General features: G+C 69.9%; 12 protein-coding genes and 4 pseudogenes. 10 read left to right on the top strand and 6 right to left on the bottom strand.

The features are described from left to right. Nucleotides 1-192: 192 nt before the first annotated feature. Genes ASF58_RS23495 through ASF58_RS23485 form a run of 3 tightly spaced genes read right to left on the bottom strand, consistent with a single transcriptional unit; the run spans nt 193 to nt 5,101 of the window. On the bottom strand, nt 193-1,650 hold the full coding sequence (locus tag ASF58_RS23495; protein ID WP_055958476.1) for an efflux transporter outer membrane subunit: 1,458 nt from the start codon (nt 1,648-1,650) through the stop codon (nt 193-195). Beyond that, entirely contained in the window at nt 1,647-3,638 is a 1,992-nt protein-coding gene (locus ASF58_RS23490) for an ATP-binding cassette domain-containing protein (RefSeq protein ID WP_082513284.1), read from the bottom strand. Before ASF58_RS23490 ends, ASF58_RS23495 begins: the two co-directional genes overlap by 4 nt. After that, entirely contained in the window at nt 3,638-5,101 is a 1,464-nt protein-coding gene (locus ASF58_RS23485; protein ID WP_244477465.1) for an efflux RND transporter periplasmic adaptor subunit, read from the bottom strand. Before ASF58_RS23485 ends, ASF58_RS23490 begins: the two co-directional genes overlap by 1 nt. A gap of 136 nt (nt 5,102-5,237) precedes the next feature. Here ASF58_RS23485 and ASF58_RS27365 point away from each other — a divergent pair. From ASF58_RS27365 to ASF58_RS23475, 5 genes and pseudogenes are all read left to right on the top strand, one after another. Then, a pseudogene (locus tag ASF58_RS27365) lies at nt 5,238-5,595 on the top strand (cupin domain-containing protein); the annotation flags it as partial. A 1-nt stretch (nt 5,596) separates the two neighbouring features. Continuing rightward, nucleotides 5,597-5,978, top strand: a pseudogene (locus ASF58_RS27360) (cupin domain-containing protein); the annotation flags it as partial. Between the two features lie 140 nt (nt 5,979-6,118). Next, a pseudogene (locus ASF58_RS25450) lies at nt 6,119-6,402 on the top strand (cupin domain-containing protein); the annotation flags it as partial. Nucleotide 6,403: 1 nt separating this feature from the next. Next, nucleotides 6,404-6,512 (top strand): annotated as a pseudogene (locus tag ASF58_RS27355) ((S)-ureidoglycine aminohydrolase); the annotation flags it as partial. Continuing rightward, a complete protein-coding gene (locus ASF58_RS23475; RefSeq protein WP_055958768.1) occupies nt 6,509-7,015 on the top strand; it encodes an ureidoglycolate lyase in 507 nt (168 codons plus the stop codon). The pseudogene ASF58_RS27355 and the gene ASF58_RS23475, both read left to right, overlap by 4 nt. A 49-nt stretch (nt 7,016-7,064) precedes the next feature. On the opposite strand, the gene ASF58_RS23470 is transcribed toward ASF58_RS23475, so the two are convergent. Next, nucleotides 7,065-8,303, bottom strand: a complete 1,239-nt coding sequence (locus ASF58_RS23470; RefSeq protein WP_055958470.1) for an MFS transporter — start codon at nt 8,301-8,303, stop codon at nt 7,065-7,067. Between the two features lie 94 nt (nt 8,304-8,397). Here ASF58_RS23470 and gcvA point away from each other — a divergent pair, with 94 nt between their 5' ends. Beyond that, nucleotides 8,398-9,282, top strand: coding sequence for a transcriptional regulator GcvA (gene gcvA, locus ASF58_RS23465; protein ID WP_055958468.1), 885 nt, complete (start codon nt 8,398-8,400; stop codon nt 9,280-9,282). 44 nt (nt 9,283-9,326) lie between these two features. Here gcvA and ASF58_RS23460 read toward each other — a convergent pair whose 3' ends face one another. After that, nucleotides 9,327-10,745, bottom strand: coding sequence for a phosphatase PAP2 family protein (locus tag ASF58_RS23460; RefSeq protein WP_055958465.1), 1,419 nt, complete (start codon nt 10,743-10,745; stop codon nt 9,327-9,329). Between the two features lie 156 nt (nt 10,746-10,901). Continuing rightward, nucleotides 10,902-11,114, bottom strand: a complete 213-nt coding sequence (locus tag ASF58_RS23455) for a hypothetical protein (protein ID WP_055958462.1) — start codon at nt 11,112-11,114, stop codon at nt 10,902-10,904. A gap of 175 nt (nt 11,115-11,289) precedes the next feature. Between ASF58_RS23455 and ASF58_RS23450 the strand changes: the two genes are divergently transcribed. The 4 genes from ASF58_RS23450 to ASF58_RS23435 all read left to right on the top strand — a co-directional run bounded on the left by ASF58_RS23450 (nt 11,290) and on the right by ASF58_RS23435 (nt 14,896). Further along, on the top strand, nt 11,290-11,520 hold the full coding sequence (locus ASF58_RS23450; protein ID WP_055958459.1) for a hypothetical protein: 231 nt from the start codon (nt 11,290-11,292) through the stop codon (nt 11,518-11,520). Between the two features lie 358 nt (nt 11,521-11,878). Next, nucleotides 11,879-12,547, top strand: a complete 669-nt coding sequence (locus ASF58_RS23445) for a DUF4142 domain-containing protein (protein WP_055958456.1) — start codon at nt 11,879-11,881, stop codon at nt 12,545-12,547. A 143-nt stretch (nt 12,548-12,690) separates the two neighbouring features. Beyond that, on the top strand, nt 12,691-14,001 hold the full coding sequence (locus ASF58_RS23440; RefSeq protein ID WP_055958453.1) for an MFS transporter: 1,311 nt from the start codon (nt 12,691-12,693) through the stop codon (nt 13,999-14,001). Beyond that, entirely contained in the window at nt 13,994-14,896 is a 903-nt protein-coding gene (locus ASF58_RS23435) for an amidohydrolase family protein (protein ID WP_055958764.1), read from the top strand. The genes ASF58_RS23440 and ASF58_RS23435 overlap by 8 nt, the downstream gene beginning before the upstream one ends. Nucleotides 14,897-14,906: the final 10 nt, after the last annotated feature.

Here is a 14,906-nt window from a genome sequence, read left to right as displayed (position 1 = left end):
CCAGAGAGACGACACAGCCCGGCAGGGTGAACCGATCCAGGTCCCGGGGGCAGAGCCAGCGACCGCCGGCGCAGCGCCCCGGGGCCGGGCAGGCGGGATCGTCGTCGAGAGGGCCACGGTGCAGGTCGATCGACAGGATCGCCGTAAACTGGCGCCGTGGCCTTCCGCCTTGGACTTCAGACCGGATCGCGATCAGTCGATGTCCGGCTGGAACCGGTTCCGGCCCAGGGCCTGCTGAAGCGCCACCGTGTCGATGAGGCGTTGGCTCTGAGCCGCGAGACGGGTGAGCGTTGCCGAGGCGTAGCGGACCTGGCTCAGAAGAAGGCCCGAATAGGCGAGGGACCCAGCCTTGTACTGAACTTGGGACGCCGTGAGCGCTTCCTGAGCGAGAGTTTCCGCCTGCATGGCGCCGGTCAGAATCTTCGCATCCGCCTCGAGCGCCGTCAGCACATCGGCAGTGTTCTGGAACGCGTTCAAGACCGTCATGCGGTAGGTCGCCAGGGCGATCGCGTAGCCCTCCGAAGCCGCCGCCTGTCGGGCCGCCAGGGCTCCTCCGTCGAAGAGCGGCTGCGCCAGCCCGAGCCCGGCCCCCCAGACGCTCGATGCCGCCAGGCTTGCGAGGGTCGCGGCGCTCGCAGCCAGGTTGGCGCTCAGGGTGACGTTGGGCAGCCGGTTCGCGGTCGCCACACCGATGCCGGCCGAGGCGGCGTGCAACTGAGCTTCGGCCGCGCGGATGTCCGGACGCTGCTCCAGCAGGCGGGACGGCAGGCTGATCGGAAGGCGCCGGGGCAGCGTCAGCTCGCGAAGGCGAAAGCTCGGGCGTTCGTACGCGCTGGGCAGTCGCCCCAGGAGCACGGCGAGTCGGTGCCGCGTCTGGATCCGCGCGGCTCGGCTGGCGATGATCGTCACCTCCTGCGAACGGATCAAGCTCTCCTGACTCAGGACGTTGGCGATGGGCTCGGCCCCCGCGTCGTAACGGACCTTCACGAGCGCCAGTTGATCTCGGTACTGGCGCAGGATCACCTCGGAGAGGGCGATCTGCTCCGACACGGTCGCTTCCTGGATCGCCGCGGTGACGATGTTGCCCGTGAGCGCGAGCGTCGCCGCGCGCAGCTGCTCGCTCGCCACCACCTCCAGGGCCGCCTGGGCTTCGACGGCGCGGCGAATCCCGCCGAACAGGTCGGGCGTGTAACCGGCCGTGACGCTGGCACCATACAGCCCGTACGAGACAGGGCCGGCCTGTCCCAGGCCGCCACCGCCGGCGCGCGTGGCACCGACGGAGAGGTTCGGCAGCATGTCCGCCCGCACGGACTGGGTCAGGGTCTGGGCTTGGCGGAGGGCGGCCTCGGCCTGCTCGACGGTGGGGTTCGCCGAGAGGCCTTCGCGCACCAGGGCATCGAGACGACGGGAGCGGAACAGGTGCCACCACGCGTCGGGCAGGTTGGCTCCCGCGATCAGAACCTGCGTTCCCCCGACCCCGGGGGCGACCAGATGCGTCGGATCGGCTCGCTCGCCGTACCGGGAAACATCCGGCGGGACGGGCGGCACGAAGTCGGGCCCCACCACGCACCCGCCCGCCATCAGCAGGGCGGCCGTCAGGAGGGCGGCCATCGCCAGAAACGGCATCGGGCCGGTGGCGGGTGGTGTCATCGGGTCAGCGCCTCGACCGGATCGACCTGAGCGGCCCGCCGCGCCGGCACGACGCCCGCCCCCAGGCCGGCGAGGCTGGCACAGAGGAACGCGGCCACCGCCGAGCGCCAGCCGAAGGCCAGGGTGAAGGGCAGCGTGACGACCTGCGCCACTTCTCCGAGCGCGAGGGCCAGGCCGGTTCCAAGGGCCCCGCCCACGACACACAGGGTGGAGGCCTCGATGAAGAACTGCAGCATCACGTCCGAACGCCGTGCGCCCAGCGCCATCAGCAGACCGATCTCACGGGTTCGTTCGGTCACCGCAACGAGCATCATGTTCATCACGCCGACGGTGGCGATTACCAGGGCGATTCCAGCGATGGAGACGGTCACCAACCCGAGGATGACCTTGGCTTTCAGCATGGCCTCTCGCTGGGCTTCGGCGTCGAACAAGATGAAATCCTGAGCGCCGTGCCAGGCGCGCAACGACTTGAAGATGGCGGCCAGGGCCACGTCGCGGTCCACGGTCTCGGCGATTTGGAGCGTCAGATGTCCGAAGTACGCGTGGCCCGAGATGCGATAGCTGAAGGTCTTGTTGAGGATGGCGGCGAATGGCCGACGCCCGAAGCGGGACGAACCATCGATCTGCGCGATGCCGACGACGCGCGCCGGAACCATCCCAACCAGGATGAGGGCGCCGAGCGGATCTTCACCCGGTGCGAACAGCGACGCACGTATCGACGCATCGATGATGATCTCGACGCCTGAACTTCGCGCGCCGCCTTCCGTAAAGTTTCGCCCCAAGACGATCGGAAAATCGTGAATGCGAAAGAAGGCCGGCTCGACACCGTACACCGTCCCAGACATGACCATGTTCTGATGGCGAAGAACGCTCGGCTTCTCCTCACTGGGCGTTGCCCCCGTCACGAAGGAGAAGGCCGAAAATCGGTCGAGGTCCGCCTGGGACAGGGATCCCCTCTGACTTCCCAGGCCGGAACTGTAGTAGGATCGAGACAAGACTTCGGTCCTGTTGCTCCCGAGGCCCTTCATCTTTTCCAGCACCTCTTGCTCCGAGCCCTGGCCGATCGCCACGGCAAGGATGACCGCGGCGATCCCGATCACGATCCCCAGCATGGTGAGGACGTTGCGCAGACGATGCGCGAGGAGGGTGCCGATCGCACTCTTGACCGCCTCCGGAATCTGATTGGCCCAGCGGCGCGATCCGTCCGGGATCGGCTGGAGGGGCGGGCGGGTCCCCTGACCCATCCGCTGCGTGCGATCCGTGCGGATGCGCCCGTCGGCGATCTCGACGACCCGGTCGGCCGTCGCGGCCACCTGGGGATCATGCGTCACGATCACCACTGTGTGGCCCTCGTCGCACAAGGTCCTGAACAGGGTGAGAAGCTCCGCGCTCGTGCGGCTGTCGAGCGATCCGGTCGGCTCGTCCGCCAGGATGATCCGCCCACCATTCATGAGCGCCCGGGCGATGCCGACGCGCTGCTGCTGTCCACCGGAAAGCTGGGTTGGACGATGATCGAGGCGTTCCCCGAGGCCGAGCCGGACGAGCAGGGTGGCGGCCCGCCGTTTGCGCGAGGCGGCGGCTTCCCCGGCGTAGATCGCCGGAAGGGCGACGTTGGCCCAAGCCGGGAGTCGCGGCAGCAGATTGTGGCTCTGAAAGACGAAGCCGAAGGTGTGCCGGCGCAGCGCTGCCATCGCGTCGGGATCGACCCCGGCGGTATCGCGCCCATCGATGCAGTAGCGGCCCTCGCTCGGTCGATCGAGGCAGCCGAGGAGGTTCAGCAGGGTCGACTTGCCGGAGCCCGACTGCCCGATGATGGCCACGAATTCCCCGGCCCGGATCCGCAGGTCGATCCCGTCGAGCGCCGCCACGATCTGGTCGCCCATCCGGTAAGTCCGGTGCACGTTCTCCAGGACCAGCAGGACCGGCGCCTCGGCGTCGGGGGCCGTGCCCCCGACGCGCGGCGTCTGCGGAGCCTCGCGCCGTTCCATTACGAGCGCTTCCGGGAATTGGCAAAACTGGCACCGTCTCGCGGGTCGGCGATGATCACCACCTCCCCGGGGGCGACCCCCTCGAGGACCTGAAGCTGTGCCCCGTTGCTCAAGCCGGTCCGAACGCTGCGCTCCTCCGGCCGTCCGTCCCGACCCAGGATCCGCAAGCGGCCCTGGCGCGGACCGGTCCGCTCGACGGCGGCGGCAGGCACCAGGACCGCATCCTTGGCTTCCTCCAGGATGAAGCTCACGAGGGCGGTCATCAGCGGCTTGAGCGCCCCATCCGCGTTCGCGATCTCGAACCTTGCATTGAAGTAGACCGCCGGGTTCTCCGTGCTGGACGCATTGGCGCCGCCGGCCTGCGTGGAGGCATTCGCCTCGATCGCGATCTGATCGGGCGCCGGATCGATCGTCTTCAAGGTCGTTTCGTAGCGCCGGTTGGGCTGCGCCAGGGTACTGAGGAGGACGGACATGCCCGGCTTGAGACGTCCGATATCGGCCTCCGAGACCCTGGCCTTGACCGACATGGTACCGAGATCGGCGAGGCGGACGATCGTCGGCGCGGTCTGGGACGAGATCACCGTCTGTCCCTGCTTCGTGACGATCGCCACGACGGTGCCGCCGATCGGGGCGGTGATCTGCGTGTAGGTAAGTTCGGTGCGTGCGTTCCGGACGTTGACCGTCGCTCCCTCGATCTGCGCGTCGAGGGCGGCGATGTCGGTCTGGGCGATCCCGTAGGCCGCTTCGGCCGCCTCGTAGTCCTGACGGGTCCCGGCCTTTCCAGCCACGATGTCGCCCTGGCGGCGAAAGGCCGACTCGGTCTGCTTGAGAACCACCTTCGCGCGCTCGCGTTGCGCCTGGAGGGCATTCAGGGCCGCTTGATTGCGCTGCACGGCGTTCATCTGAGGCATCGAGTCGATCTCGGCGATGCGCTGCCCTTCCGTCACCTGCTGCCCGAGTTGGACATGAAGGCCCACCACCCGTCCGGACACCTGTGCGCCGACGCTGACGAGTCGGATCGGCTCAATCGAGCCGCTGGCCGCGATGATGGTGGTGATGTCGCCGCGATAGGCCGGCGCCGTCACAAAGCTTCCCTGTTCCGTGCCACGGGATCGGAAAGCCACATAGGCTCCCGCCAAGATGACAAGCACAGCAACCGTGGAGACGAATGCCTTGAGCTTTTTCGGCATATTGTTGCCCTGACGCCAGACATACGGATCTGTTGAAGAGATCAACGACCATAAAAAGCCGGGATCGTTGGCAATCGGCGAATGGCGCCGCGACGCCGTGTTGCGAGCCCGTTTCTCGCGGCGATCCCGTGAGCGCAAGCCAGGACGCCGCCTCCGAAGCCGACGCGGCAAGCTTGGCAGGGTTTCACATCCCCTGTGAAACGAGATCGAAAAACCGCCACGCCGTGTGGCGGGTGCACCGGCAGCTTGACGCGTTCCGGGGAAGTTCGTCACACCTGTCGGACACGGAGCCCTTTGGATGCCCCCCTTGCCCTACCACCCGCCCTGCGGCGGCCTGCCGCCCCAGACCGCGCTGATGACCGGCCGGGCCGTGTTCACCGAGGCCTACGCCGTCATCCCCCGGGGCGTNGCCCTACCACCCGCCCTGCGGCGGCCTGCCGCCCCAGACCGCGCTGATGACCGGCCGGGCCGTGTTCACCGAGGCCTACGCCGTCATCCCCCGGGGCGTGATGCGCGACATCGTCACCTCCGTGCTGCCCTTCTGGGAACACGCCCAGGCCTGGATGCTCGCCCGACCCCTCTCGGGCTTCGCCGAAACCTTCGCCCAGTACCTCGTCACCCTCGCCCCCGGCGGCGGCAGCGAGCGCCCCGAACCCGACCCCGAAGCCCAGGCCGTGCTCTTCCTCGTCGAGGGCCAGGCCCGCCTCGTCTGCGACGGACAGGCCCACGCCCTCACCCCCGGCGCTTACGCCTACCTGCCCCCCGGCNAGGCCGTGCTCTTCCTCGTCGAGGGCCAGGCCCGCCTCGTCTGCGACGGACAGGCCCACGCCCTCACCCCCGGCGCTTACGCCTACCTGCCCCCCGGCWCCACCTGGARCCTGCGCAACGACGGAACCGGACCCACCCGCTTCCACTGGATCCGCAAGGCCTACGCCCGCGTRCCCGGCCTCGAGCCGCCYCCCGCCTTCGTCACCCACGAGACCGCCGTTACCCCCGTGCCCATGCCCGGTACCGACGGGGCCTGGGCCACAACCCGCTTCGTCGCCCCCGATGATGTCCGCCACGACATGCACGTCAACATCGTCACCCTGCGCCCGGGCGCCTCCATCCCCTTCGAGGAGACCCACGTCATGGAGCACGGCCTCTTCATNCGTGGCCCTTGCGACGAGGATTTGAGGGAGAGGGCCTCCCATCCTGCGCCCGCCATCCCCCCTCATCCGACCGTGATCGCGCCGCGAAGCGGCCCCCCTCACATGTTCGGGTAGTTCGGTCCGCCCGGTCCCTCCGGGGGCCCCCGATGATGTCCGCCACGACATGCACGTCAACATCGTCACCCTGCGCCCGGGCGCCTCCATCCCCTTCGAGGAGACCCACGTCATGGAGCACGGCCTCTTCATCCTCGAGGGCAAGGCCGTCTACCGGCTCAACCGCGACTGGGTCGAGGTCGAGGCCGGCGACTTCCTCTGGCTGCGCGCCTACTGCCCCCAGGCCTGCTACGCCGGGGGACCCGGACCCTTCCGCTACCTCCTCTACAAGGACGTCAACCGACACCCCGCGCTCGACCCCATCCGGGCNCTACTGCCCCCAGGCCTGCTACGCCGGGGGACCCGGACCCTTCCGCTACCTCCTCTACAAGGACGTCAACCGACACCCCGCGCTCGACCCCATCCGGGCTCGCCGATGAACGACCGCCGGATCGTCGCCGCACCGCTGACGGCGGAGGCCTTCGCCCCGTTCGGCACCGTGATCGACAAGGACGCCGTCGCGCCGCGCTCCATGAATGCCGGCAAGGCCCGCCGCTTCCACGACCTCGCACAGGTGCGGGTGGCGGGCGAGGATGGGCATGTGGTGATCGGCTACGTGGAGGCCGAACCCTACGGCCTGCCCCTCGCCGTGAGCCTCGTGGAGCGCCACCCGCTCGGAGCACAGGCCTTCCTGCCCCTGGATGCCGCGCCGTTCCTCGTGGTGGTCTGCCCCGACGAGGGCGGTCGCCCCGGCCGGCCGCACGCCTTCGTCACGGCGCCGGGGCAGGGCGTCTGCTACGGCATCGGCACATGGCACGGGGTGCTGACCCCCTTCGGCGCGCCCCAGGACTTTCTCGTGATCGACCGCGGCGGGCTCGGCACGAACCTGGAGGAATACGTGTTCGACCAGCCCTGGACGATCGAGGCCCCCGCAGCGCCCTGAGCGGCTTCGCGCTTCTGGAACGCACAGGCAGCAGGCGTGCGCCCGCTCGTCAGCGCGCCTTTGCGGCGGGGGAGGCGAGGCGGGGCGACAGGACGATCATAAGCGGCACGACGGCCAGCGCCGTCGCGGCGGCAGCCAGCATCGCGACGCGGGGTCCGGCAGCATCGCCCAACCGTCCGTAGAGCAGGGGGGCTGCCAGGGCGCTTCCGCCCAGGGTCCAGGTGTAGAAGACCGCGAAGGCCTTCTCGACCTGCCCCCCAGGCGCCAGATCCGGCACCGTGCCGTAGAGCACGGAGGAAGTCCCGTTCAGCATGATGCCGAGCACCGGCAGGAGCGCCAGGGCCGGCCAGAGCGGGAGCACCACCACGGCCAGGATCGCCAGCGCCGTGCCGGCCTCCGTCAGGATCACGGTCCGGGTCACGCCGAACCGCTCGCCGAACCGCCCGCAGACGGCTTTGCCGAGAGCGCCCCCGATGAACACCGCCGAGAGGGCGAAGCCCACCGTGGTCAGGCCGGCGCCCTTCTCCTGAAGCAGGAACGGCAGGTAGAGCAGGAAGGCCGGGCGGGCGGCATTGTCGAGGGTGCCGATCGCCACGAGCAGCCGGAAGCCGGCGCCTCCGGTCCCGTCGGGCGTCAGGGGTCGCGGCGTCCTGGCCGGGCTCCCGTCCCGTGATGCCGGGTCACGCGGCAGCAGGCGCAGGAGGCCGAGTGCCACCGCGAGGCCCAGGGCGGCGATGAGCCAGAGCGCCGAGCGCCAGTCCATCAGCGACAGCAGCAGGCCGAGCAGGGGTGGTACGCTGGCCTTCCCAAGATCGCCCGTGAAGTTGTAGGTGCCGAGCGGCCCGCGGGCCGACCCGCCGTAGGCGCGGGTGATCACCGCCGAGGCCAGGGGATGCTGGGTGCTGCTGCCGATGCCCCCGAGCGTCAGGGCAAGGCAGAGACCGGCAAGGCTCCCCGAGAGGCCGGCCAGCGCATAGCCCCCGGCGCTCAGCAGGGTCCCGAGCACCAGCACCCGCCGCGCGCCGAAGCGCGCCGCGAGCCTGGCCGACGGCATCTGCAGGGCGGCGAGGGCCCCGTTGTACAGGCTGCGCAACAGGGCGAGAGCGGCGTAGCCGAGGGCGAACTCCGCCTGCCAGACCGGCAGAAGCACGTAGATCAAGTCCGTATAGCCGTCGTGCAGGGCGTGGTTCAGGCCGACGGCCACCAGCGTCCGCTGCGCCTCCGGATGAGGCAGGGCGTCGACGGCGGACGCTCGACATGAGGCGCTCAGGTCCTGGGCGGACGACATGCGGGAATGATCCTCGTTTGCCGACGCAGGATCGCCCGCTCGTCCACGGCTGACAAACGTCTTATGTTGACGCTCGCGTGAGGAAACCTGACCCGTGCTGCGTCGTCTGCCGCCCCTGAATGCGCTGAAGGCCTTCGAGACCGCCGGGCGCCATGCCAGCTTCACCCGGGCTGCCGAGGAGTTGCGCGTCACGCACGGGGCGGTGAGCCGGCACGTCCAGGCCCTGGAAGCCTGGCTCGGCCAGCCGCTGTTCGAGCGTCACAACCGTCGCGTGGTCCTGACGGAGGCGGGCGCGAGCTACCTTGCCGAGATCGGCGCCGCCCTGGACCGCATCGCCCTGGCAACGACGCGACAGTTGGAGCGCGGACGGCCACGCCTGCTCCGCGTGAACGCCCTGGCGACCTTCACCCTGCGCTGGCTGATCCCGCGGCTCTCCGGTTTCCAGCGCGCCCATCCCGCCGTAGAGGTGCGGCTGACGACTTCGAACGTGCCCTTGGCCAACCTGGCCGAGCCCTTCGACGTTGCCATCCGGGGTGGCCCCGACCTGCGGCCGGGCCATATCGGGCGCCCCTTTCTCACCGAGCGCCGCATCCCCGTCTGCAGTCCTGGCCTGCTGCGGCGCCTGCCCCTGACCGAGGCGGGCGCGCTTCGGCACCACACGCTGCTGCACGCAGCGACGCTGCCCCAGGTCTGGCCGCAATGGCTGGAAGCCGCCGGCGTGCCGGGCCTGGAGCCGCAGGCCTCGGTGACGCTGGAGCATTTCTACCTGACGCTCCAGGCGGCCCTCGACGGCCTCGGCGTAGCGATGGGGCCCGACCGGCTGATCGCCGACGACGTCGCGGCCGGCCGGCTGACCTGCCCCTTCGCCGGCCCCGCGCTGCCGGCCCGCAGCTACTTCACCTACGTGCCGGAGGCCCGCGCGGACGATCCCGCGGTCCGCGCATTCTGCGCCTGGCTGGTCGCCGCGGCCGACCCTTGAGGCGCCGGCCCGCCGCGCTCCCGGCGGGGCCCGCCCCGCCCGTCTTAGCGGGCGGTGGGAGAGGGGGCGGCCTTGCGGGCGGCCAGGGCAGCAGCCTTGCCGGCAGCCGCGTAGAGATTGAGGCGCGCATACACGCCGAAGGCCGATCCATCGTCCAGGAACCCGCCGCCCGGCCCCTGGGTCTCCGTCAGGATGGCGTTGGCCTCCGCGAGGCTGAGCGCCGGGAAGGCGGCCGTGAGCAGGTGTCCGGCCTCCGGCGCGATCCGGCCGACATCGTCCGTCGTGCCCACCCGCTGCGGATGCACGACGGGCAGGCCGTAGGTCTGTGTCGCGTCGTAGAGGGCCGCATTGGCGGCGGCATCGCGGAAGCGGCCGGTATCGGCGCGCGCGCAGGTCGCGACCGTGTCGCCGCAAGCCTCCTTCAGGAAGGCGGTCAGGTCCGTGCGGGCGGCTTCAAGGGCCGCACGATAATCGGTGACCGTCACGGCCGTGTTCGTCCCGCGGCTCATGTCGTTGACCACCGCCGGGTTGCGACGCATCTGGCCCACATAGGCGGGATCGTTGGCGAGGAGATGGGCGACCGCGTGCAGGGCGACGGCCCGTCCGCCGAGCACATCCATCGCGTAATGCGCCCCGACGACGATGCGGTTGGTGCCGTACTCGGCGGCGCGCGTGATCATCTGCTGGTAGCGCTCCGGCACCAGGATCGCGAGCACGACGGATTCGGTATAGCCGTAGGTGGTGTGCCCGCTCGGATACGAGGGGCTGTCGAGCAGGTTCATGCGCGGGCCTCGCAGCCAGTCCAGACTGTGGGACGGCCGGCCGAAATAGTCGATGCCGCGATAGGCGAACAGGCTCGGCAGGGTCTGGAACGGGCGGGCATCGCCGTGGACATCGCTGCCCGGCGTCCCGGCGGGTCGGCCATAGGCCTTGCCGAATACGTCCGTCGTGCCGCCGCGCTCCGTCAGGATGACGGCGGCAGCCTCCGAGACCGGCGCCTTGCCGTTGGTGGTGGCGTTCGCGAAGAAATACTTGCCCGCATTCGAATCCGACTTGGCGACGTTGTTGGTGTAGCCGAGGAGGTCGGTGACGGACGCGGCCACGTTGGTGAAGGTCTCGTCAGCGGCGTAGCGGGCCTTGGCCTGATAGAGGCCGCCGAGCTTGCTGCCGAGCCCGTCGGCGAGTTCCGTCGCGTTTCCGTCGGTGATGAAGGAATCGCGCAGGGCGAGCTGACGCTGCTCGCTGAGCGGCAGCAGGAAGGGCACCTTGCCGGCACCGGCCTGAATCGTGCCCGTGACCGTCAGGTTGGCGTCGAGGGCGTCTCGTCCTGCCGCGCTCTCGCCCAGGGCGCTGACGGGCGCGAGCCCCCTGAGGGCCGTCAGGTTCTGCGCCGATTGCGCGGCGGCCGGGAGGGGCGCCAGGAGGCACAGGGCCGTCGTCCAGGATCTCAGGGTCTTCGCCATGGGGTCGTCTCCGGTGCTCGCTGCCAGGTCCGGTCCAGAGGCTCCGGAACCCTAAACTCCGAGCCCAGACGCGGCGGAATCGGGCAGCTCGGATCGGGTCATAGAAGTTGCACGTGACAGGCGGACGTCAGGAGCGTGCCCGAAGCAGTCGAGTGTTCAGGCCGATCGAGCCGGGCCGATCGCGGCGCCCCGGTCCGCGTCGAGCTGGAGCATCAGCTCGGCGAGCCGTGGGTCGAGCGGCTCGTCGATGACGGGCTCGTAGAGGGCTTGCAGCTGACGGCCGAGACGGAGCCGGGTGGTCTCGTTCAAGGTCGGCAGGGTTATCTCATCGGGACGGCGATGCCGTTCGTGCTCAAGATCGCTGGCCATGAGCCTCATGTGGCGGACGAACGGTTGCCGGCAATGGGTGCGGCCGTCCCCAACCACAGCCTTTCGCGCCCTCGCTTGCCCCTCCCCGACCCGTCCGGCGCCGGAACACGTTGATCCTGCATCCGGTTGGACGCTCACGACGAGCGGAAGAATTACCCGTCAAAAGGAGTCATCCATGAAAATCAGTCTCGCCTGTACGGCTGGCCTCGCCCTGGGTCTCATCGCCCTCGGGGGTCAGGCGGATGCCAAGGGCTGCATCAAGGGCGCGGTCGTCGGCGGCGTCGCCGGGCACATGGCCGGGCATGGAAAGATGGGGGCCGCCGCCGGCTGCGCCGTCGGGCACAGCAAGGCGAACAAGAAGGACCAGCAGCCGAGCGGAGGTCAGCAACAGCCGCAACAGAACTGAGGCCTTGAAGCCCCTCCCGCGGCGGCAGCCCCGAACGTGGGTGGGACCGGAGACGCAGGCCGGCCTCCTTTGGGACAGGCCTCCTCTTCGAGTCAGGTTGCTTCGAGCCAGTTTTCTCCGGGCAAAAATTCTCGAAAATGCCTCTGCGCATCCACGAGGAAGCTGCGGAAGGCTTTGTCGAACAAGACTTGGTCGAACAAGACTTGGTCGAGCGAGATTTTCTCGACCAAGTCTTGCGTGAGGGTATCGCGGGGCGATCGAAGTTCAGGGAACAGGGCCTTCAGAAAACCGGTTCCCGAGGACGTGCCCTGAGCTGCGTGTTGCTGCCCGGGTGCCCCCTTTCCCTTGGAGTTCCTCGATGCATCGTCGCGATTTTCTCTTCAGCATGCTGACGGCCACGGCGGCCTTGGCGGTGACCCGCACGGCGGTCGCGCAGCCGACGCCCGCCGGTGCCATCCCGACCCCCGTCTACCTGAACATGGCGACCAAGGGCGGCCTGTTCCTCGAGAACACGGCGCGGGATGCCTTCGACAAGACCCAGAATCCACGCGTCAAGAAGTTCTCCCGGGCCGAGGTGGTCGAGCAGGTGAACCTCTCGAAGAAGCTCGCGCCCTATACCGGTGGTATGGCGGCCGCGGCGGCCGGCGGCCCGCCCGGACCGGGCGGCCTGATCGGTGGCCTCGTCACGGCACCCCTTGCCGTCGCCGGCGGCGTCGCGGGGGCGACGGTGGGTGCAGTGGGCGGTGTCCTCGGCGCGCCCCCGTCCGGCGGCATGACCTCGGACGAGCAGAAGGCGCAAATCCTGTCGCAGCTGTCCGGGATGCAGCCAGGGCCGCAATACGACGCAGCCTTCGTCAACGCCTCGCTGCAGGGCCACCAGGAGGCCTACGCGATCCACGGCGGCTACGCGGAGACCGGGGAGGATCCCCAGTTGCGCCGCATCGCCCGGGGCGCCATCCCGCTGATCCAGCTCCACATCTCCCAGCTCACGAAGATGCAGGGCATGATGGGCGGCCGGGCCGGCTGAGCCCAGCGCGCGCCCGGGCATCTTCCGGGCGCGCGGAACGCTGCGCACTCCCGGAGGCGCCGGCTACCCAGGGCCGGCGCCGTGCGCTAGCCTCCCTGCATCGCATTGGCCCGGCACCGGCGGGCCGGGCGAGGGGAGGCGGCATGAGCGGAACGACCCAGGCGCAAGCTGGCCTCTCCACCCCCGCGGCCGTCCCCATCGAGGACACGAGCCGCACCGGGTTCTACGCCGACATGACGACGCCCGAGCGGCGCACCTTCTGGGCCTGCGCGGCCGGGTGGGCCCTCGATGGCATGGACTTCATGATCTATCCCCTGGTGATCGGGACGATCATCAAGCTCTGGAACGTCGATGCCGGGACGGCGGGTCTCGCCGGTACGGTGACGCTCCTCGCCTCGGCCCTCGGGGGCTGGGGCGCAGGGTACCTCGCCGATCGGATCGGTCGCGTCCGCACGCTGCAGTTCACCATCCTGTGGTTCTCGTTCTTCTCCCTGCTCTGTGCCTTCGTCCAGGACTTCAACCAGCTCCTGATCTGCCGCGCCCTCCTCGGGCTCGGCTTCGGTGGCGAGTGGGCGGCGGGGGCAGTGCTCATGGGCGAGACGATCCGCGCCCAGTACCGCGGCCGGGCCGTCGGCTCGGTGCAGTCGGGCTGGGCGGTGGGCTGGGGGCTGGCCGTGCTGGCGCAGGCCGCGCTGTTCTCCCTTCTACCGGCCGAGCAGGCCTGGCGCTGGATGTTCGCCCTCGGCGCCCTGCCGGCGCTGCTCGTGTTCTACCTGCGGGCCTATGTCGAGGAGCCGGCGGTAGCCGCTGAGGCCCGGGCGCGGGCGGCGGCCGCCGGGGACCGGCCGGCCCTCTGGGAGATCTTCTCCGGCCCGATCCTGAGGACGACGGTGCTGGCTTCCCTGGTGGCGACCGGATGCCAGGGCGGCTACTACGCCATCACCTTCTGGGTGCCGCGCTTCCTGACCACGGAGCGCAAGCTCTCGATCGTCTCCTCGACCGGATACCTCGCCGCGCTGATCGCCGGCTCCTTCGCGGGCTACCTCGCCGGCGCCTGGTTCGCCGACCGATACGGGCGCCGTACCCTGTTCCTGGTCTTCTCGCTCGGAGCCATCGCGGTCATCCTCGTCTATACCCAGGTGGCGCTCTCGAACGAGCTGCTATGGGTCCTCGGGTTCCCCCTCGGCTTCTTCGCCTCCGGCTACTTCTCCGGCATGGGGGCCTTCCTCACTGAGCTCTACCCGACGCGGCTGCGCGGCTCGGGACAGGGATTCTGCTACAACTTTGGCCGCGGCGTCGGCGCCCTGTTTCCCTTCCTGGTCGGTGCCCTGTCGCAGACCACGACCCTCGCCAACGCGATCTGCCTGTTCGCGGTGGGTGCCTACATTCTCTTCTTCGCGGCCGCCTACGCGCTGCCGGAAACCCGGGGCCGCGTTCTCCATGCCGATGCGTGAAGCCGTTCCCTCCGTCGACGAGGCGCCCGCCTGCCCTGGGCCGCAGCCGCACCCGCGTGGGCCGACCCGCTACACCGTTCCGCCAGGGGCCGTCGACACCCACGCCCACGTCATTGGACTCCCGCCGGACGATCCCTTCGTCCGGCCGCGCAGCTACACGCCGCCGGCCGCCGCCGCGCCGGATTACCTGGCGATGCTCGATGCGACCGGGATGGCCTACGGCGTCCTCGTCCAGGTCAGCGTGCACGGCACGGACAATCGCCTCCTCCTCGAGACCCTGCGGGCGCATCGCCAGCGCCTGCGCGGCGTCGCGGTGATTCCCCTCGGCCTGCCCGACCGGGCGCTCGCCGCACTCCAAGAGGCCGGCGTGACGGCGCTCCGTCTCAACGTGCTCTTCGGCGGCGGCGTCGGTCTCGCTGACGTCGAGGCCTACGGGCAGCTCGCCCGCGAGATGGGCTGGCACCTGCAGTTCCTCCTCGACGCGCGCGACCTGCCGCCGGTGGCCACCCGCCTGTCGCGGCTGCCGGTGCCGGTGGTCATCGATCACATGGGCCATCTCCCCACCTCCGCCGGCCTCGACGATCCGGGCTTCCGCTCCCTCGTCGACCTCGTGCGCGACGGCGCCTGGGTGAAGCTCCAGGGCGCGTTCCGCACCTCTACGGCGGGGCCGCCCTACGCCGACACGGTCCCGTTCGCGCGGGCCCTGAACGAGGCCGCGCCGGATCGCTGCCTCTGGGGCTCGGACTGGCCGCACGTGGCAACCTGGGGGCCGATGCCCGCCATCGGCGACCTGCTCGACCTGATGGCCGACTGGGTTCCGGACCCGGAGCGACGGCGAAAGCTCTTCGTCGACAACCCGCACAGGCTCTACGGCTTCCCGCCAGGGCTTCGTTAAGGCTCTGTGC

Origin of the sequence: Methylobacterium sp. Leaf125 (assembly GCF_001423085.1) — a bacterium.
Lineage (GTDB): Bacteria > Pseudomonadota > Alphaproteobacteria > Rhizobiales > Beijerinckiaceae > Methylobacterium.
Note: the sequence above shows the minus strand (reverse complement) of the source record. Positions and strands in the feature narration are given on the sequence as shown.